Source organism: Cellulosimicrobium sp. NPDC057862, from assembly GCF_042797035.1.
In the GTDB taxonomy this organism is placed as follows: Bacteria; Actinomycetota; Actinomycetes; order Actinomycetales; family Cellulomonadaceae; genus Cellulosimicrobium.
This window is the reverse complement of record NZ_JBHVMH010000004.1, coordinates 201,340-220,168: the sequence shown is the minus strand read 5'-3', so window position 1 is coordinate 220,168 and position 18,829 is coordinate 201,340. Positions and strand designations below refer to the sequence as shown.

16 protein-coding genes are annotated in these 18,829 nt (G+C 73.6%); 10 read left to right on the top strand and 6 right to left on the bottom strand.

Annotation, left to right across the window (positions count from 1 at the left end):
- Positions 1–60: 60 nt before the first annotated feature.
- A complete protein-coding gene (locus tag ACFVN3_RS08100; protein ID WP_378232261.1) occupies positions 61–1,878 on the bottom strand; it encodes an AMP-dependent synthetase/ligase in 1,818 nt (605 codons plus the stop codon).
- Between the two features lie 260 nt (positions 1,879–2,138).
- Here ACFVN3_RS08100 and ACFVN3_RS08095 point away from each other — a divergent pair, with 260 nt between their 5' ends.
- A complete protein-coding gene (locus tag ACFVN3_RS08095; protein WP_378232260.1) occupies positions 2,139–3,086 on the top strand; it encodes an ROK family glucokinase in 948 nt (315 codons plus the stop codon).
- A gap of 55 nt (positions 3,087–3,141) precedes the next feature.
- Here the strand turns inward: ACFVN3_RS08095 and ACFVN3_RS08090 are convergent, their stop codons facing one another.
- Entirely contained in the window at positions 3,142–3,765 is a 624-nt protein-coding gene (locus tag ACFVN3_RS08090) for a hypothetical protein (RefSeq protein ID WP_378232258.1), read from the bottom strand.
- Between the two features lie 57 nt (positions 3,766–3,822).
- On the opposite strand from ACFVN3_RS08090, the gene ACFVN3_RS08085 reads away from it, so the two are divergent.
- From ACFVN3_RS08085 to ACFVN3_RS08075, 3 genes are all read left to right on the top strand, one after another.
- Positions 3,823–4,608: a lysophospholipid acyltransferase family protein gene (locus ACFVN3_RS08085; protein WP_378232257.1), complete on the top strand. Its 786-nt coding sequence runs from the start codon at positions 3,823–3,825 to the stop codon at positions 4,606–4,608.
- 126 nt (positions 4,609–4,734) lie between these two features.
- Positions 4,735–5,961, top strand: coding sequence for a pyrophosphate--fructose-6-phosphate 1-phosphotransferase (locus ACFVN3_RS08080; protein WP_378216170.1), 1,227 nt, complete (start codon positions 4,735–4,737; stop codon positions 5,959–5,961).
- A gap of 13 nt (positions 5,962–5,974) precedes the next feature.
- Positions 5,975–7,324 carry a class II 3-deoxy-7-phosphoheptulonate synthase gene (locus ACFVN3_RS08075; protein WP_378232255.1) on the top strand — a complete coding sequence of 450 codons (1,350 nt, stop codon included), beginning with the start codon at positions 5,975–5,977 and terminating at the stop codon, positions 7,322–7,324.
- 44 nt (positions 7,325–7,368) lie between these two features.
- On the opposite strand, the gene pknB is transcribed toward ACFVN3_RS08075, so the two are convergent.
- The gene (gene pknB / locus ACFVN3_RS08070) at positions 7,369–9,396 is read right to left on the bottom strand and encodes a Stk1 family PASTA domain-containing Ser/Thr kinase (RefSeq protein ID WP_378232254.1); all 2,028 of its coding nucleotides are present in this window, start codon (positions 9,394–9,396) and stop codon (positions 7,369–7,371) included.
- A gap of 92 nt (positions 9,397–9,488) precedes the next feature.
- Between pknB and ACFVN3_RS08065 the strand changes: the two genes are divergently transcribed.
- Positions 9,489–9,914, top strand: a complete 426-nt coding sequence (locus tag ACFVN3_RS08065) for an Rv2175c family DNA-binding protein (RefSeq protein WP_378232253.1) — start codon at positions 9,489–9,491, stop codon at positions 9,912–9,914.
- A gap of 32 nt (positions 9,915–9,946) precedes the next feature.
- Here the strand turns inward: ACFVN3_RS08065 and ACFVN3_RS08060 are convergent, their stop codons facing one another.
- Complete coding sequence (locus ACFVN3_RS08060; RefSeq protein WP_378232252.1) at positions 9,947–11,119, bottom strand: polyprenyl synthetase family protein; 1,173 nt, start codon at positions 11,117–11,119, stop codon at positions 9,947–9,949.
- 56 nt (positions 11,120–11,175) lie between these two features.
- A complete protein-coding gene (locus ACFVN3_RS08055) occupies positions 11,176–11,748 on the bottom strand; it encodes a hypothetical protein (protein ID WP_378232251.1) in 573 nt (190 codons plus the stop codon).
- Positions 11,749–11,899: 151 nt separating this feature from the next.
- Between ACFVN3_RS08055 and ACFVN3_RS08050 the strand changes: the two genes are divergently transcribed.
- The 3 genes from ACFVN3_RS08050 (at position 11,900) to ACFVN3_RS08040 (ending at position 15,412) form a co-directional block, all read left to right on the top strand.
- Positions 11,900–13,078, top strand: a complete 1,179-nt coding sequence (locus tag ACFVN3_RS08050; protein WP_378232250.1) for a DUF4192 domain-containing protein — start codon at positions 11,900–11,902, stop codon at positions 13,076–13,078.
- 93 nt (positions 13,079–13,171) lie between these two features.
- Positions 13,172–13,573: a universal stress protein gene (locus ACFVN3_RS08045; RefSeq protein ID WP_378232249.1), complete on the top strand. Its 402-nt coding sequence runs from the start codon at positions 13,172–13,174 to the stop codon at positions 13,571–13,573.
- A 270-nt stretch (positions 13,574–13,843) separates the two neighbouring features.
- Positions 13,844–15,412, top strand: a complete 1,569-nt coding sequence (locus ACFVN3_RS08040; protein WP_378232248.1) for an RNA polymerase sigma factor — start codon at positions 13,844–13,846, stop codon at positions 15,410–15,412.
- Positions 15,413–15,622: 210 nt separating this feature from the next.
- On the opposite strand, the gene ACFVN3_RS08035 is transcribed toward ACFVN3_RS08040, so the two are convergent.
- Positions 15,623–15,835: a hypothetical protein gene (locus ACFVN3_RS08035; RefSeq protein ID WP_378232246.1), complete on the bottom strand. Its 213-nt coding sequence runs from the start codon at positions 15,833–15,835 to the stop codon at positions 15,623–15,625.
- Positions 15,836–16,010: 175 nt separating this feature from the next.
- Between ACFVN3_RS08035 and ACFVN3_RS08030 the strand changes: the two genes are divergently transcribed.
- Complete coding sequence (locus ACFVN3_RS08030) at positions 16,011–18,140, top strand: type IIA DNA topoisomerase subunit B (RefSeq protein WP_378232245.1); 2,130 nt, start codon at positions 16,011–16,013, stop codon at positions 18,138–18,140.
- Between the two features lie 2 nt (positions 18,141–18,142).
- Entirely contained in the window at positions 18,143–18,787 is a 645-nt protein-coding gene (locus ACFVN3_RS08025; RefSeq protein ID WP_378232244.1) for a cation transporter, read from the top strand.
- Positions 18,788–18,829 lie beyond the last annotated feature (42 nt).

Here is an 18,829-nt window from a genome sequence, read left to right as displayed (position 1 = left end):
CGGCCCTCCCCGGCGGGTGCCGGGGAGGGCCGTACGGGTGCCGTCGACGACCGTCGGGCGTCAGTCGACCGGGGCGGGACCGTCCACGTAGATCGCCTCGACGTCGGCCGCGAAGTCCTTGAGCACCTCGCCGCGCTTCACCTTGAGCGACGGCGTGAGGTAGCCGTTCTCGACCGTGAAGTCGGTGGTGAGCACGGTGAACTTGCGGATCGACTCGGCGCGCGACACGGCCTGGTTGGCGCGCGTCACGGCCGCGTCGAGAGCCGCGAGGACGTCGGGGTCCTTGGCCGCCTCCTCGATCGACATCGGCTCCTTGCCGTGCATGCTCGCCCAGCCCGGCAGCCCCTCGGGGTCGAGCGTGACGAGCGCCCCGATGAACGGCTTCTGGTCGCCGACGACGACGCACTGGGAGACCAGCGCGTGGGCGCGGATGCGGTCCTCGAGGACAGCGGGTGCGACGTTCTTGCCGCCCGCGGTCACGATGATCTCCTTCTTGCGCCCGGTGATGCGCAGGAACCCGTCGTCGTCGAGCGAGCCGAGGTCGCCCGTGCGGAACCAGCCGTCGACGAACGCGTCGGCCGTGGCCTGCTCGTTGTTGTGGTAGCCGCGGAAGATGTGGTCGCCCTTGAGCAGGATCTCGCCGTCCTCGGCGATGCGCGCCCCGCAGCCCGGGAGCTGCTCGCCGACGGTCCCGATCTTCGTGGTCGCGGGCCGGTTGACGCTCGTCGGTGCCGTGGACTCGGTGAGCCCGTAGCCCTCGAGGATGCGCACGCCGATACCCCGGTAGAAGTGCCCCAGACGCTCGCCGAGCGGCGCGCCGCCGGAGACCGCGTACTTGGCGCGACCGCCGAGCGCGTGGCGGAGCTTCTTGAACACGAGCGCGTCGGCGACCTTGTGCTGCAGGCGCAGCCCGACGCCGGGGCCGGACGGCTCGTCCAGCGCGCGCGAGTACGCGATCGCCGTGGCCGCGGCCCAGTGGAAGATCTTCAGCTTGCCGCCCGCCGCGGCCTTCTGCTCGGACGAGTTGTAGACCTTCTCGAACACGCGCGGCACCGAGAGGATGTACGTCGGCTTGAAGGTGCCGAGGTCGTCGAGCAGGGTCTTCGTGTCGGGCGTGTGGCCCAGCACCGTCCCGCCGGCGACGACGAGCACGCCGATGAAGCGCGCGAACACGTGCGCGAGCGGCATGAAGAGCAGCGTGCGGCCGCCCGGCTCGCCGAACACCTCCGGCACCGCGGCGACCGCGTTGACCGTGAGCGAGTAGAAGTTCTCGTGCGTGAGCTCCGCGCCCTTGGGACGCCCCGTCGTGCCGGACGTGTAGATGATCGTCGCCACGTCGGCGAGGTTCGCGAGGCCGCGCCGGCGCGCGATCTCGGCGTCCTCCACGTCGGCGCCGTCGGCCGTCAGGGTCGCGATCGCGCCCGAGTCGATCGCGAGGACGTCGGCCAGCGCAGGGACCTGGTCGCGCACCTCGCCGACGGTCGCCGCGTGCGCCTCGGTCTCGACGACGAGGAGCCGGACGTCGGCGTCCGAGAGGATCCACTGCACCTGCTCGGCGCTGGAGGTCTCGTAGAGCGGCACGGGCACGGCACCGGCCGCCCACGTGGCCCAGTCCATGAGCGTCCACTCGTAGCGCGTGCGCGACATGATGCCCACGTGGTCGCCCGGCTGGATGCCGCGCGCCACGAGGCCCTTCGCCACGGCGACGACGTCGGCGTCGAACTCGCGGGCGCTGAGCGGCTGCCACGCGCCGTCGTTGCCGGCGCGGCGCTCGACCATCGGCGCGGCCGGGTCGGCCGCGACGCGGCTCGCGAGCAGGTCGTTGAGGTTCTTCGAGGGATCGACTTCGACGATCCGTGGGGCGCTGATCTCGTCCATTCTGGCTCCAGTGGCAGTAGTCGACGGTGGGAGAACCCTACCCAGTGGCGGTGTGTGCCCGGGACCTGTCGATGTCGGTAGGCTTCAGGTGCTGTGCGCTGCTTGCGCAACGTTTCGCGCGGGCGCGGAGTTCCGGCAGGACGACCCGGGCGCGGGGTCGCGAGCCGTCGTCGTGCGTCGCCCGTGCGCGGGCAGCACCCGCAGCGTGAGGCTTCCAGCCAGCGGTTAGTCAGCGGTTACCGAGCGAGTGAGGACGGGACATGCACGCCATCGGTGTGGACATCGGCGGGACGAAGATCGCGGCCGGGGTCGTCGACGAGAAGGGCGAGATCCTCGTCCAGACGCGCCGCGACACCGAGCCCGACGACGTCGCGAGCATCGACCGTGCCATCGCCGACGTGTATGCCGAGCTGACCGCCGAGCACGAGGTGGGCGCGATGGGTCTGGCCGCGGCCGGCTTCGTCAGCCCCGACCGCACGTCGGTGCTCTTCGCCCCGAACATCGCGTGGCGCGAGTACCCCCTCGCGAGGAACGTGCGCGAGCTCATCGGGGACACCGACGTGTCGATCGTCGTCGAGAACGACGCGAACGCGGCGGGCTGGGCGGAGTTCCAGTTCGGTGTCGGCCGCGACGTGACCGACATGCTCATGCTGACGGTCGGGACGGGCCTGGGCGGCGCGATCGTCGTCGACCGCGAGCTCGTGCGCGGCAAGTGGGGCGTCGCGGCCGAGGTGGGGCACGTGCGCGTCGTCCCGGGCGGGCACTACTGCGGCTGCGGCCACGAGGGCTGCTGGGAGCAGTATGCGTCCGGGCGCGCCCTGGTGCGCGACGGGCAGAACGCGCTCATCGCCCAGCCGGACCGCGCGACGCGCCTCCTGGAGATCTGCGGCGGTGACCCGGACAAGCTCAACGGCCCCCAGATCACGCAGGCCGCCCAGGAGGGCGACGACCTCGCGGTCGAGCTGCTCGCGACCCTCGGCCGCTGGATCGGCGAGGGCGCGGCCTCGGTCACCGCGCTGCTCGACCCGGAGCTCATCGTCATCGGTGGCGGCGTCGGCGCGGCCGGCGACCTGCTGCTCCAGCCGGTGCGCCGCGCGTTCGCGGACCAGCTCTCCGCGCGCGGGCACCGTCCCGAGGCGCGGATCGAGCTCGCCGAGCACGGCAACGAGGCCGGGATCGTCGGCGCGGCGGACCTCGCGCGCCGCTGACCGCCGACGACCGGCCGACGGGGCGGCGCGACCGGGTGCGGGCGAGGCCCGGGCGTCAGACGACGGCGCCCGGGCCCCCGTCGTCGTCGTCGCGGCGGTGGGGCATGCGCCACAGCAGGATCGCTAGCCCGGCGAGGAACGCCCCGCCGCCCACCTGCGCGACGATCACCGGGTACGGGCGCACCACGACGAGCACGACCAGCAGCAGGATCGGCACGCCGACGACCAGGGCCCACGCCATGGTGAGGAGCGGGTCGCGGCCGAGCACGAGCGGCGGGTCCGGGGGCACGAAGTGGCTCTCCGCCTCCTCGAGGTCCTCGACCTCCGGCGTCGTCGGCCAGTCGCGGGGACCGCTGGTGCGGACCCACGGCGCGACCGGCACGGACCCGAGCACGTCGCGGCCGTCGCGCGGCGCGGGGGAGGGGCCCTCGGTGCCGCCCGGAGCGGCCTCGGGGTCGCGCGCGGCGTCTCGGTCGAGGTCGGACAGGTCGGCGAGCTCGGCCACGATGCCGGCCCACTGCGCGTCGACGTCGAGCGCCGGCTCGCGCGGCGCGTCGTCCTGCCGGGCACCCTCGTCGTCGGGACCGGGATGCTCGGGGCCCCGCGACGCGTCGTCGGGCGTGGGGTCGGGTGCGTCGTCGGGCTGCGGGGAGTCCGGCTGGGCGTTCGGTGCGGCCATAGGAATCACTCTAGAGTCGGATGCACGTCCCGCGCCGGGACCCCGCGAGGAGGAACGTTGTTCTACTGGTTCATGAAGCAGGTGATGGTCGGCCCGATCCTGCGGGTCCTGTACCGTCCCTGGACGCGGGGCGTCGAGCACGTGCCGGACGAGGGGGGCGCGATCCTCGCGAGCAACCACCTCGCGGTCATCGACTCCTTCATCCTTCCGCTCGTCCTCGACCGCAAGGTCCAGTTCCTCGGCAAGTCCGACTACTTCACGGGCACGGGGGTCAAGGGGCGCCTGACGGCCGGGTTCATGCGCGGCGTCGGCACGATCCCCGTCGACCGGGCCGGAGGCAAGGCGAGCGAGGCCGCGCTCGAGACCGGGCTGCGCGTCCTGCGCGAGGGCGACCTGTTCGGCATCTACCCCGAGGGCACGCGCAGCCCGGACGGGCGGCTGTACCGCGGCAAGACGGGCGTCGCGCGCCTCGCGCTCGAGTCGGGCGCGCCCGTGGTGCCGGTCGCGATGGTGGGCACGAACATCGCCCAGCCGATCGGCAAGGTCATCCCCAAGCCCATGCGCATCGGGGTCGTCGTCGGCGAGCCGCTCGACTTCTCGCGGTACCGCGGCATGGAGAACGACCGCTTCATCCTGCGCGCCGTCGCGGACGAGATCCAGTACGCGATCATGCGGCTGTCCGGCCAGGAGTACGTCGACATCTACGCCGCGACGGCCAAGGCGCGGCTCGCCGCGGGTCACACCGAGTCCGAGGAGGCGGGCGGGGCGCCCGGCGGCCGCCCGGCCCCCGACGTCCAGGTCCCGGAACCGCCGCCGGAGCCCGGCACGACGTCAGTAGACTGAGCGACGGCCGGTCGCGCAGTGCTCGTGGTGCCCCTCGCGGGGCACGTGCCCGCCGCCGTCGCCGCCACCCCCGCCGGACCGCGTCCGTCCGGCCAGGATCCGTCCTACGAGAGGTTCTGAGTTCACATGTCGGTTCGTCGCGTCGCCCTCCTCACCGCGGGCGGTTTCGCCCCGTGCCTGTCCTCCGCCGTCGGGGGTCTCATCGAGCGGTACACGGAGCTCGACCCGGAGATCGAGATCATCGCCTACCAGTACGGCTACCACGGCCTGCTGACCGGCACGAAGATCGTGGTGGACGAGGAGGGTCGCAAGCAGGCCGGCATCCTGCACCGCTTCGGCGGGTCGCCGATCGGCAACTCGCGCGTCAAGCTGACGAACGCGGCCGACTGCGTCAAGCGCGGCCTCGTCGAGGAGGGCCAGGACCCGCTCCAGGTCGCGGCCGAGCAGCTCAAGGCCGACGGCGTCGACGTCCTGCACACCATCGGTGGCGACGACACCAACACCACCGCGGCCGACCTCGCCGCCTACCTGCACGACAACGGCTACGAGCTCACCGTCGTGGGCCTGCCGAAGACGATCGACAACGACGTGATCCCGATCCGTCAGTCGCTCGGCGCGTGGACCGCGGCCGAGGAGGCCGCGGGCTTCGCGGCGAACGTCATCGGCGAGCACCGCTCGGGCCCGCGCATGCTCATCGTGCACGAGGTCATGGGCCGCCACTGCGGGTGGCTCACCGCCGCGTCGGCGGCCGAGTACCGCAAGTGGCTCGACGCGCAGGAGTGGGCCCCGGCCCTCGGCCTGTCGCGCGAGCGCTGGGACGTGCACGCCGTCTTCCTGCCGGAGCTCGCGCTCGACATCGACGCCGAGGCCGAGCGTCTCAAGGCGATCATGGACGAGCAGGGGAACGTCAACATCTTCCTGTCCGAGGGCGCCGGCATGCACGAGATCGTCGCCCAGCTCGAGGCGGCCGGCGAGGAGGTCCAGCGCGACCCGTTCGGCCACGTGAAGCTCGACACCGTCAACCCCGGCCAGTGGTTCGCCAAGCAGTTCGCCGACAAGCTGGGCGCCGAGAAGGTCATGGTCCAGAAGTCCGGCTACTTCTCGCGCGCCGCGGCCGCGAACGCCGAGGACCTGCGCCTCATCAAGTCGATGACCGACCTCGCGGTCGAGTGCGCGCTGCGCGGCGAGTCCGGCGTCATCGGGCACGACGAGGAGAACGGCGACCGCCTGCGCGCGATCGAGTTCCCGCGCATCGCCGGCGGCAAGGCGTTCGACGTCACGCAGCAGTGGTTCGGCGAGCTCCTCGAGGGCATCGGCCAGCCGCTCGTCGCCGCGGCACCCGCCGCGCACTGATCCGGGCAACGGGATGACCACCACGAGCGAGCCGGGGACCGACGCCGGGCTCGACCACTTCCGCACGCTCGTCGCGCTCCAGCAGCCGACGTGGCCGGACGAGGCGGCGCTCGACGCCGTCCGGGACCGGCTCGCGGCCTCCGCGCCGCTCGTGGTGCCCGCCGCGGCCGACACGCTGCGCTCCCGCCTGGCCGCGGCCGGGCGGGGCGAGGCGTTCCTCCTCCAGGGGGGCGACTGCGCCGAGACGTTCGCCGAGGCGAACGCCGACCGCATCCGCAACAAGATCCGCACCATCCTCCAGATGGCGGTCATCCTCACGCACGGCGCGAGCATGCCGGTCGTGAAGATGGGCCGGATGGCCGGGCAGTACGCCAAGCCGCGCAGCTCCGACTCGGAAACGCGTGACGGCGTGACGCTGCCCGCGTACCGCGGCGACATGATCAACGGTCACGCGTTCACGCCCGAGGCGCGCGTGCCCGACCCGGAGCGCCTCGTCCAGGCGTACCAGATCTCGTCGGCCACGTGGAACGTCGTGCGTGCCTTCACGACCGGCGGGTTCGCCGACCTGCGCCAGGTCCACGAGTGGAACCGCGGCTTCATGCGCAACCCCGCCTACGCGCGCTACGAGCAGACGGCGTCCGAGATCGACCGCGCGATCCGGTTCATGGACGCGTGCGGCGCCGACTTCGACGCCCTGCGCACCGTCGAGTTCTTCGTCAGCCACGAGGCCCTCGTCCTGGACTACGAGCGCGCGCTCACGCGCCGCGACACACGCACGGGCGACGCCTACGACACGTCGGCGCACTTCCTGTGGATCGGCGAGCGCACGCGTCAGCTCGACGGCGCGCACGTCGACTTCCTGTCGCGCGTCGCCAACCCCATCGGCGTCAAGCTCGGGCCGACCACGACGCCCGAGGTCGCGCTCGAGCTCGCGCGCCGGCTCAACCCCGACGACGTCGAGGGTCGCCTCACGTTCGTCACGCGCATGGGCGCGGGGAACGTCCGCGACGCGCTGCCGCCGCTCGTCGAGGCCGTGTCCCGGGCCGGCGTGCCCGTCACGTGGGTCACCGACCCGATGCACGGCAACACCATCACGTCCGCGAGCGGCTACAAGACGCGCCGCTTCGACGACGTGCTCGACGAGGTCCGCGGGTTCTTCGAGGTGCACCGTGCCGCGGGCACCGTCCCGGGCGGGCTGCACGTCGAGCTCACGGGCGACGACGTCACCGAGGTGCTGGGCGGCAGCGAGGAGATCGACGACGCGGGCCTGGCCCTGCGCTACGAGACCCTGGTCGACCCGCGCCTCAACCACCAGCAGTCGCTGGAGATGGCGTTCCAGGTCGCGGAGATGCTGCGTCGCTGACGGCCGCTGACGGCCGCTGACGGCCGCTGACGGCCGCTGAGGCGTCAGAAGACGTTGATGACGATCGTCGAGCCCTTGGGCGCGGTGCGGCCGTCGCCGCCCGGCGGGTCCTGGGCGTAGACGATGTTGAGCGGGCTGATGCCCTGCGGGTGGCGGACCTCGACCTCGAAGCCCGCGTCGCGCAGGGCCTTCTCGGCGGCCTTGACGTTGGTGCCGTAGGTGTCGGGCACCTCGACGAGCGGCGGGCCGAGCGACACGACGACGTTCACCGTGTCCGTCCGGTGCGCGTCGCTGCCCTGCTCGGGGTCCTGGCGGATCACGAGACCCGCGGCGACGGTCTCGGAGTACTCCTCGGTCACCGCGGGCACGAGGCCCTGGTCCTCCAGGGCCGTGACCGCGGCGTCCTTCTGGGAGCCCGTCACCTGCGGGACGACGACGGGCGCCGGGCCGGACGAGACCGTGAGCACGACGGGGACGTCGTGCCGGACCGTGGCGCCCTCCTCGATCGGCTTGCCGTCGCCGTCCGTGACGGCCATGACCTGGCCTGCCGGGACCTCGTCGTGCGCCTTCGCGACGGGATCACCGACCGTCAGGTCCGCGCCCTCGAGCGCCGAGGTGGCGTCCGCCTGCGTGGCGCCCACGAGGCCGGTCGGCACCGTGAGCATCCGCACGCCCTTCGAGACGACGAGCTGGACGCTCCCGTCCTTGCGCACCGGCTCGCCGGACGGGGGGTCGGTCTCGACGACGGCGCCCTCGGGCACGGTGTCGTCGTAGCGCTCCTCGACCGTGTGGTCGAGGTTCGCGCCGTCGAGGATCGCTGTGGCCTCGGTCCGGGACACCTCGACGAGGCCGTCGGGGACCTGCGTGTACGCGCCCGGCCCGGACGAGAACCACCAGGCCGCGCCGCCACCGACGCCCGCCAGGACGAGCAGGACGACCAGCGACCACACGAGGGCACGCCCCCGACCGCGGCGTCGGGCCGTGGCCGGGGGAGCCGGAGGCGGCGGCGGGCCCGGTCGCGTCGTCGGGGCGACGACGTGCCCCACGGCGAGCGGCTCCGTGAGACCGGCGGCCTCACGGTCCTGGAGGCTGAGCGCGGCGAGGGGCGCGGTCGCCGCCGGACGGTGCTCCGCCGTCGAGCCGGGCTCCGTGCCCTGGGCGGGGTCGACGACGCCCGCAGCCGCGGGCGGGTCGACGCGCCGCTCGAGGTCGGCCGGGTCGAGCTCCGCGCGGACCGAGCGGACGAGCGCGAGGGCGGCGCCGGCGTCGGCCGGGCGGTCGGCGGGGTCGCGCGCGGCGAGCGCGCACAGCAGGTCGTCGACCTCCGGGGGGATCCACGGGGCGACGTCCGAGGGCGGCGGCACGTCGTTGTTGACGTGCTGGAACGCGACCTGGATGGGCGTCGTGCCGGTGTGCGGGACCGTGCCCAGCAGCATCTCGTAGGCGAGGATCCCCACGGCGTAGACGTCGGTCCGCGCGTCGCACGCGCCCGTCGCGATGAGCTCGGGGGAGAGGTAGGCGACGGTCCCGAGGATGGTGCCGGTCGTCGTCGCCGTGACCTCGTTGACCGCGCGCGCGAGCCCGAAGTCGGTGACCTTGAGCCGGCCCTCCGTGTCGAGGAGCACGTTCTCCGGCTTGATGTCGCGGTGCACGAGCCCGGCGCGGTGCGCCGCGGCGAGCGCGTCGAGGACGTCCTCGAGCACGTCGAGCGTGCGACCGAGCGGCAGCGTGCGCTCGGTGAGCATCGCGCGGCGCAGGTTCGAGCCCGCCACGTACTCCATCGTGAGGTAGCTCGTGTCGCCGTCGAGCCCCTGGTCGTACACGGCGACGAGACCGGGGTGCGTGAGGCGGGCCGCCGCGCGCGCCTCACGACGGAAGCGCGAGACGAAGTCGGCGCCCGACGCGCCCTCGGCGAGGTGGGCGTGCATGACCTTGAGCGCGACCTCGCGCTCGAGCCGCCGGTCGACGGCCAGGTAGACCGTCGCCATGCCGCCTCGCGCGATGCGCGAGACGACCTCGTACCGCCCGTCGACCAGGCGGCCGACGAGGGGATCGGTCGTCACGGTGGCCACGGGGAGAGTCTAGGTGGCCGGGCGTCGCGATCCGGTGAGCACGGGCGCGCACGGCGTGGGTGTCGTGTGGAGGCACGCCGTAGGCTTGCCCGGTGACCGACCGTGACCCCAGCCCCCGCCCGACCCTCGACGACCTGGTCGGCGAGTGGCTGACCCTCCCCGACGTCGCCGAGGCGCTCGGCACCGACGTCGGCAAGGTGCGCCGGATCGTCCAGGAGCGCCGCGTCGTCGGCGTCAAGCGGGGCGAGCGGACGACGTTCCAGATCCCGGCCCGGTTCCTCGTGCCGCTGCACCTGGTCGATCCGGCGAACGCCGGTCGCCCGGACGGGAGCGGCCGCGTGGGCGTCCTGTCGAGCCTCCAGGGCACGATCGTCGTGCTCACCGACGCCGGCTTCGACGACGCCGAGATCCTCGAGTGGCTGTTCAGCCCGAACGACGAGCTGGGCGAGCCCCCGTTCGACACGCTCGTGAGCGGCCACAAGGCGCGCGTGCGCCGCGCTGCGCAGTCCGAGCTCTGACGCGCTCGACCGACCTGCTCGGACGACCCGCGTCAGGCGGTGCGCTCGACAGCGGCCCGCGCGAGCAGCCCGAGCATCGCGGCCCCGGGCTCGGCGAGCCCGGCACCGGCGAGGGCCGCCGACGCGCGGTCGGTGAGCTCGGCGATGAGCGACTCGACGGCGTCGCGCGCGCCGGTCTCCACGAGCACGGCGCGCAGGTCCTCGACCGTGCGCGCGTCGAGGTCGGGATCGCCCAGGTGCGTGAGCAGGAGGTCGCGCTGCGCGGGCGTCGCCGCAGCGAGCGCGCGCACGACGAGCACCGTGCGCTTGCCCTCGCGCAGGTCGTCGCCCGCGGGCTTGCCGGTGACACGCGCGTCCCCGAACACGCCGAGCACGTCGTCGCGGAGCTGGAACGCCTCGCCCACGGGGAGCCCGAACGCGCTCGTCGCGGCGACCGCGGCCTCGTCCGCCCCGGCGAGCGCCGCGCCCAGCGCGATGGGGTGCTCGACGCTGTAGCGCGCCGACTTCGACCGGATCACGGCCCGCGCTCGCTCCTCGTCGGCCGCGGGGTCCTCGCCCCAGGGCAGCACCTGCGCCTGCACGTCGAGGTACTGCCCGACGATCACCTCGGTCTGCATGCGCCCGAACACGACGCGCGACCGGGTCGCGACGTCGGCGGGGAGGGCGTCGAGCGCGTCGCCGAGCTCGCGGTGGCTCGCGATGAGCGCGAGGTCGCCGAGCAGGATCGCCGTGTTCTCGCCGTACCTGTCGGCGTCGCCCGACCAGCCGAGCGCGCGGTGCCGCGCCCCGAAGGCGCGGTGCGCGGTCGGGTGCCCGCGCCGCGTGTCGGAGGCGTCCATGACGTCGTCGTGGAAGAGCGCTGCGGCCTGGAACAGCTCGAGCGCCGCACCCGCGCGGAGCACGACCGCGCGGTGCGGGCCGTCCGGGTCGCCGCCGTGCGCACGCCAGGACCAGTAGCAGAAGGCGGCGCGCAGGCGCTTGCCCCCGGCGAGCAGCTCGTCCGTCGCGTCGGCGAGCGGGTCCGCGTCAGGGTGCGTGGAGGAGAGCTCGTCGCGCAGCGCGGCGGTCGAGACGTGCAGGGCCTCGTCGACCCCGGCGCGCACGCCCTCCCGGTCGACGAGCGCGCTCGGGCTCGGGTCGGTGACGCCTGGGGGCGTCGCCGGGCCGGGAGGCGGGGGCGTGGTCGGCAGCGACGGGTTCGGCACGGTGGAAGCCTATGCGGTGCGGCGCGTCGAAGGCGTCGTACCACGGTCGGACCCCGTCAACCGGCCGCGACCTGCCCGCTGATCGTCACCAGGCGCTCGGTCTCGTCGTCGAACACGCCGACGGCCAGCGACTCGGTGGGGGAGTCGGCGGCCGGTGTCCGGACGAACGTCGTGAGGGAGGTGAGCGCGCTCGGGACGCTCGAGGGCGACACCTCGAACCCGGCGGCGCCGAGCGCGTCGGTGTAGTAGGCGGTGAGGGCGTCGACGGGCTCGTCCGAGCGCAGGTTGAGGGTGACGTCGACGAGCGTGCCGTCCTCGGTCGGCCGGGCCGAGCTCGCGAGCACCTGGGCGCCCGGGGGGACCGTGACGAGCTCCGCCGGGAAGCCCTCCACGAGGTCGCCGACCGCCGACGCGGCGTCGTAGTCGGGCAGCGGCGTGCCCGGGACTCCGGCCGCCTCCGCCGCGGGGGACTCCTGCGTGCCGCGGGGCCCGGCAGCCCCCTGGACGTCGTCCGGGTCGGCCCGGCAGCCCGAGAGCGTCGTGCCGAGCAGCGCCACGACGAGGACGACGGCGGCAGGCCGGGCGGACCGGTCCGCTCGCCGCGCGCGGGATCGGGTTCGTGGTGGCACGCGCACACCGTAGTCACCCGGGCGTCCGCGAGCCACCACCGGTCCCGGGGGTGGACCACAGGGCGCGTCCCGGGGCGGCGCCGGACGCGGGGAGTCCACAGGCGTCCGCCCGATCTCCCCGCGCGGCCCCCGGACGGGCTGGGATGGGCCCATGACCACCCTGATCCGGGCCCAGGGCCCGCGCGAGCTCCTCGCCTACGTCCCCTACCGGCTCGGCTACCGGCCGCAGGACAGCGTCGTCCTCGTCGGGCTGCGCCCGCCGCGCGGTCGGATCGGCCTCGTCGTCCGGGTCGACACGGCAGACGTCGCCGACCTCGAGCACGGCCCACAGCTCGCGCGGTCCGTCGTCGGGCACCTCGCCGCGGACGGCGCGGAACGCGTCGTCCTCGTCGTCTACACGGATGCCCCGCTGCGGTCGGGCGGCGTCGAGACCGCCGTCGCGAGGGCCGCCGTCGAGCACTGCCGCGAGGCCGTCGAGCCGCACCACGGCCCGGTGGACGTCTGGGTCGTGGCGCCGAGCGGCTGGTACGCGCTCGACTGCACCGAGGACGAGTGCTGCCCACCGGGCGGGCGCCCGTTGCGCGAGCTCGAGTCGAGCGAGGTGGGCGCGCACATGGTCCTCGCCGGGGCGGCGCTCGCGGACTCGCGGGAGGAGGCGCTGCGGATCCCGCGCGCGGGCGCCGACGAGCGGCGGCGTGCGGCGCGTGCCGCGCGGCGGGTACGGGACCGCGCCCGCGGAGGCGGCCCGACCGACGCCTGGACCGACCCCGACGCCGCCGTCGCCCGCCGTGTCACGAACCTGGCCGAGTGGCGCGCCGTGGTCGCCCGCGTGTCCCAGCACGAGCGGGACCGCGCGGGGGGCCGGGCACCCGACGCGCGGACCGCGGCGGGACTGCCTCCGGCCACGGTCCTGGGCCGGCTCGCGGCCGGGCTCGAGGCGGTCCCGGTGCGCGACGCCGTGCTCGTCTCGCTCGTGCCCGGGACGGGCGACCTCGCGGACCGCACGGTGCGCGGCGGCGACGTCGACGCCGGGACGGCACGCGCGATCGCGTCGATCGTCGACCCGGCAGCGGGGCTGGCGCCCGACCCGGCCGTCACGGGACCGGCGCGTACCGTGCTCGAGGCGGTCGTGGCCCACGCCCCGCGCGGGAGCACCGCGCCGGCGCTCACCCTCCTCGCGCTCGTCGCCTGGTGGCACGGCGACGGCGGCCGGGCGGGACGTCGGCTCGACGAGGCGCTCGCGGAGGACCCGACGTACCGGCTCGCCCTCCTGCTGTCGAGCGCGCTCGACGCCGGTGTGCCGCCGGGGTGGATCCGCGCCGACGTGTGAGCCGCGGCGCGCGGGTTCGGGTAGGTTCGACCGCACACGACCTGCGGTCGCCGCCCGCGGCCGGCCGCGCCCACGAGCCGTTCCGGAGGACACATGAGCGTCGTCGTCGCGCACCTGAGCACGCCTGAGGGTCGCGAGGCTCTCGACAGCGCGGCCACCGAGGCGGTCCGGCGCGGCACCGAGCTCGTGGTCGTGGTCACGGAGGGCTCGACGTCGACGCCCGAGCTCGCCGCCGCGCACGAGGACGACCTGCGCCGGGTCGAGGAGCGGCTCGAGGGGACCGGGACGACGCTGCGGCGCGAGCAGGGGACGTCCGACCTCGCCGACGACCTCGTGAGCGCGGCCGAGCGCGCCTCGGCGGACCTCATCGTCATCGGCCTGCGCCGCCGCAGCCCGGTCGGCAAGCTCATCCTCGGGTCGAACGCGCAGCGCATCCTGCTCGACGCGCCCTGCCCGGTGCTGGCCGTCAAGCCCGAGCGCCCCGCGGGGGCCTGAGCAGGGAATCTTCGCGGGTGCCGGGCCGTTGTACAGGCCAGGACCCGGTGTCGAACGTCGCCGAGACGTGGTGTGCGGGACCGCCGAGCGGCGGTCAGGTCCGACCTCACCCCGTGTCGCGGCGTCCGGTGCACGGATCGCCGGTACAATATAGGTATCCGCTAGAGCCCGACGACTCACCGTGAGAGTCCACGAGAAGCCCGCACTTCACGGTTCCCGTCCCCGCTCCGGCGGCCCTACCGCCCCCCATGATTGCCGAAAGGTCGGTTTGTGGCGCCCTCAACCCCGATTTCCGCACTCCCGCGAGAGTTCGAGCACCCCGCCCTGCAGGAGCTCCTGCGGCGCGGCAGCGCGAACGGTCGCGTCGACGCCGAGAGCTTCCGCACCGCGTGCGAGCAGGCCGCCGTCAACGACGCCAAGCGGCTGAAGGCGGTCTTCCGTGCGCTCGCAGGCGCCGGCGTCGAGGTCGACATCCCGACCACGACGAAGGTCGCCGCGGCGGCGTCGCCGCGCAGCACGACGACGGCGCGCACCAAGCCCGCCGCGGCGAAGTCGACGTCGTCGACGACGCGTCGCGCGACGACCACCACCAAGGCCGCCCCGGCGGCCGAGGGCGACGCCGCCGAGGCCGCGCCGTCCACCGGACCCGCGAAGCCCGCCGCGCGCAAGACCGCGACGAAGGCCCCGGCCAAGGGGAAGGCGACGCCCGCGCGCGCCAAGAAGAAGGACGACGACGAGGACGACGCCGAGGTCGAGGTCGAGGACCTCGAGATCGACGTGACCGAGGACGAGGAGGACGCGGCCGCGGACTCGGGCGCGAAGAAGCCCGCCGCCGGTGCCGCGGCCGAGGAGCCCGAGGAGACGGGCTTCGTCGTGTCGGACGCCGACGAGGACGACGCGCCGGTCCAGCAGGTCGTGACCGCCGGTGCGACGGCCGACCCGGTCAAGGACTACCTCAAGCAGATCGGCAAGGTCGCGCTCCTGAACGCGGAGCAGGAGGTCGAGCTCGCGAAGCGCATCGAGGCCGGCCTGTTCGCGGAGGAGAAGCTCGCGGCCGAGGGCGACGACCTGGACCGCAAGCTCAAGCGTGAGCTCCAGTGGATCGCGCACGACGGCAAGCGGGCGAAGAACCACCTGCTCGAGGCGAACCTGCGTCTGGTGGTGTCCCTGGCCAAGCGGTACACGGGTCGCGGCATGCTGTTCCTGGACCTGATCCAGGAGGGCAACCTCGGTCTGATCCGTGCGGTCGAGAAGTTCGACTACACCAAGGGCTACAAGTTCTCGACGTACGCGACGTGGTGGATCCGCCAGGCGATCACGCGCGCGATGGCGGACCAGGCGCGCACCATCCGTATCCCGGTGCACATGGTCGAGGTCATCAACAAGCTCGCGCGCGTGCAGCGCCAGATGCTCCAGGACCTGGGTCGGGAGCCCACGCCCGAGGAGCTCGCCAAGGAGCTCGACATGACCCCGGAGAAGGTCGTCGAGGTCCAGAAGTACGGCCGCGAGCCCATCTCGCTGCATACGCCCCTGGGCGAGGACGGCGACAGCGAGTTCGGCGACCTCATCGAGGACTCCGAGGCGATCGTCCCCGCCGACGCGGTGAGCTTCACGCTCCTCCAGGAGCAGCTCCACCAGGTGCTCGACACCCTGAGCGAGCGCGAGGCGGGCGTCGTCTCGATGCGGTTCGGCCTGTCCGACGGGCAGCCCAAGACGCTCGACGAGATCGGCAAGGTCTACGGCGTGACGCGCGAGCGCATCCGGCAGATCGAGTCGAAGACCATGTCGAAGCTGCGGCACCCGAGCCGCTCGCAGGTCCTGCGCGACTACCTCGACTGACGTCCCGCCCTCGGGCGGCCCGGCCCGCTACGGCCCGGCCGCCCCACGGCGAGAAGCGTCGAGACGCACGAAGGCCCCGAGGAGATCTCCTCGGGGCCTTCGTCGTGTCGTCTGTCGGCCGCCGGACCGGGCGGTGGAACCGGTCCTCGTGGCCCCCCGAATGCTCCCGCTCGCGGCGAGGTGGGTGAGCCAGGCGGTGCGAGCGGCGCGTCAGCGCGCGCCGTGCTCCGCGTGCAGCTTGTCGGTCTCGTCCTGGATGGACGTCGCGAGGTCGGTGTAGGCGTCGGCGTGCGCCCGCGCGTGGTGGCCGCAGAACAGCAGCTCACCGCTCGGCAGGACCACGCGGACGTACGCCTGGGCCCCGCAGCGGTCGCAGCGGTCGGCCGCGGTCAGCGGTTCGGTGGTGGTCGTCGTAGCAGTCACATGAATATCAAACCATCCGCTCCTGAGGATTCGTCCCCCGCGGGCCCCCGGTTCGCTACCCGCGAAGCGCCGGGGGCCTGTGCTGGGTCAGCGTCGCGTCCGTGCCGGGGGCAGGAGCCGGGGCCCGCGGCGGGGGAGCGCAACCGTGTGGGCGCGCTCGTCTAGGCTTGCGGCCGTGACGACCACCTCCGCTGAGTCCAGCTACACCGCTCGGCACCTGTCCGTGCTCGAGGGTCTCGAGGCCGTGCGCAAGCGCCCCGGCATGTACATCGGGACCACCGACTCGCGCGGCCTCATGCACTGCCTGTGGGAGATCATCGACAACTCCGTCGACGAGGCGCTCGCCGGGAACTGCTCCAAGATCCTCGTCGTGCTGCACGCCGACTCGTCCGTGACGGTCGAGGACGACGGTCGCGGCATCCCCGTGGACATCGAGCCCAAGACCGGCCTGTCCGGCGTCGAGGTCGTCTTCACCAAGCTGCACGCGGGCGGCAAGTTCGGCGGCGGCTCGTACACCGCGTCGGGCGGCCTCCACGGCGTCGGGGCCTCCGTCGTGAACGCTCTGTCCTCGCGCCTGGACGTCGAGGTCGACCGCGGTGGCAAGACGCACCGCATGACGTTCCACCGCGGCGAGCCCGGAATCTTCACGGACCCGAAGGCGGGCCCGACGCCGGACGCCCCGTTCGAGCCGTTCGTGTCGGGTTCCGAGCTCGCGGTCGTCGGGAAGACGAAGCGCGGTGTCACCGGCACGCGCGTGCGCTACTGGGCGGACCGCCAGATCTTCCTCAAGACCGCCGTCTTCTCCTACGACGAGCTCGTCACGCGCGTGCGCCAGACGACGTTCCTCGTCCCCGGCCTCAAGATCACCGTGCGCGACGAGCGCGGCGTACCCGGCACGCCGGGGGAGTCGGGGCCGCACGAGGAGACGTTCGTCCACACGGGCGGGTCGGTCGACTTCGTCGACTTCCTCGCGCCGGACACCCCCGTCACCGCGACGTGGCACCTCACGGGCTCGGGGTCGTTCACGGAGACCGTCCCGGTGCTCGACGACCGCGGCCACATGACGCCGCAGGCCGTGGAGCGCGACTGCGAGGTCGACGTCGCGCTGCGCTGGGGCACGGGGTACGAGACCGAGGTCCGCAGCTTCGTCAACATCATCGCCACGCCCAAGGGCGGCTCCCACCTCGGCGGGTTCGAGCAGGGCCTGCTCAAGGTGCTGCGCAAGTCCGTCGAGACGAACGCGCGCCGCCTCAAGGTCTCGACCAAGGACGCCTCCGAGCGCATCGAGAAGGACGACGTCCTCGCGGGCCTGACCGCCGTCGTGACCGTCCGCCTCGCGGAGCCGCAGTTCGAGGGCCAGACCAAGGAGGTCCTCGGCACCGCGCCCGTGCGCGGCATCGTGTCGCGCGTGGTGGAGAAGGAGCTCAACGCGCTCCTCACGTCGACCAAGCGCGACGAGAAGACGCAGGCCGCGCTGCTGCTCGACAAGGTCGTGGCGGAGATGCGCGCGCGCATCACCGCGCGCAAGCAGAAGGAGATCTCGCGCCGCAAGAACGCGCTCGAGACGTCCTCCCTGCCGGCCAAGCTCGTCGACTGCCGCAGCGACGACGTCGAGCGCAGCGAGCTGTTCATCGTCGAGGGCGACAGCGCGCTCGGCACCGCGCGCCTCGCGCGCAGCTCCGACTTCCAGGCGCTCCTGCCCATCCGCGGCAAGATCCTCAACGTGCAGAAGGCGTCCGTGAGCGACATGCTCCGCAACGCCGAGTGCACCGCGATCATCCAGGTGCTCGGCGCCGGGTCCGGGCGCTCGTTCGACCTGGAGGCCGCGCGCTACGGCAAGATCGTGCTCATGACGGACGCCGACGTCGACGGCGCCCACATCCGCACGCTGCTGCTCACGCTCTTCTACCGGTACATGAAGCCGCTCGTGGAGGCCGGCCGCGTGTTCGCGGCCGTGCCGCCGCTGCACCGCATCGAGGTCATCGGCGCCGGCCGCCGCAAGAACGAGTACATCTACACGTACTCCGAGGCCGAGCTCGCCGCGACCCTCAAGAAGCTGGACCGGGCCGGGCGCCGCTACAAGGACGACATCCAGCGGTACAAGGGCCTGGGGGAGATGGACGCCGACCAGCTCGCCGAGACGACGATGGACCCGCGCCACCGCACGCTGCGCCGCGTCACGGCCGAGCACGCCGAGGCGGCGGAGCGCGTGTTCGAGCTGCTCATGGGCAGCGACGTCGCGCCGCGCAAGGAGTTCATCGTCGCGGGGGCGGCCGAGCTGGACCACGCCCGCATCGACGTCTGACGGTGACCACCGGCCAGGACGCGCGCCGGCCCGACGAGGCTGACGTCGCGCGCCGGCTGCGGCGCGTCGTCCTGGTCGTCGCTGCGCTCAACCTGGCGTACTTCGTCGTCGAGCTGTCCGTCGCGCTCGCAGCGGGGTCGGTGTCGCTGCTCGCCGACAGCGTGGACTTCCTCGAGGACACGGCGATCAACCTGCTCATCGCCGTCGCGCTGGGCTTCCCCCTCGCGCGGCGCGCCGTGCTGGGCAAGGTCATGGCGCTGCTCATCCTCGGCCCCGCCCTCTTCGCGGCCTGGGAGGCCGTGCAGCGCTTCGGCGACCCGACGGCGCCCCAGGTCGTGCCGCTCGTCCTCGCCTCGCTCGGGGCGATCGTCGTCAACGGCGTGTGCGCGTGGCTCCTGGTGCGCGTGCGGCACCACGGCGGCTCGCTCAGCCGGGCCGCGTTCCTCTCGGCGCGCAACGACGTCCTGGTGAACGTCGCCGTCATCGCGATGGGCCTCGTGACAGCGTGGACCGGGTCCGGCTGGCCGGACCTCGTGCTCGGGTGCGGGATCATCCTCCTCGCGTTCCACTCCGCCTACGAGGTCTGGGACGTCAGCGAGGAGGAGCGGCTCGCCGCCAAGGCCCTCGCGGGAGAGGAGATCGGGTGACGGAGCGTCGTCCGACAGGCGGTCGCCCGGGCGCGCGATGGC

Bases quoted from the DNA above. Each gene is read 5' to 3' on its own strand.
- ACFVN3_RS08100 (WP_378232261.1), bottom strand. From the start codon at position 1,878: ATGGACGAGATCAGCGCCCCACGGATCGTCGAAGTCGATCCCTCGAAG.
- ACFVN3_RS08095 (WP_378232260.1), top strand. From the start codon at position 2,139: ATGCACGCCATCGGTGTGGACATCGGCGGGACGAAGATCGCGGCCGGG.
- ACFVN3_RS08090 (WP_378232258.1), bottom strand. From the start codon at position 3,765: ATGGCCGCACCGAACGCCCAGCCGGACTCCCCGCAGCCCGACGACGCA.
- ACFVN3_RS08080 (WP_378216170.1), top strand. From the start codon at position 4,735: ATGTCGGTTCGTCGCGTCGCCCTCCTCACCGCGGGCGGTTTCGCCCCG.
- ACFVN3_RS08075 (WP_378232255.1), top strand. From the start codon at position 5,975: ATGACCACCACGAGCGAGCCGGGGACCGACGCCGGGCTCGACCACTTC.
- ACFVN3_RS08050 (WP_378232250.1), top strand. From the start codon at position 11,900: ATGACCACCCTGATCCGGGCCCAGGGCCCGCGCGAGCTCCTCGCCTAC.
- ACFVN3_RS08045 (WP_378232249.1), top strand. From the start codon at position 13,172: ATGAGCGTCGTCGTCGCGCACCTGAGCACGCCTGAGGGTCGCGAGGCT.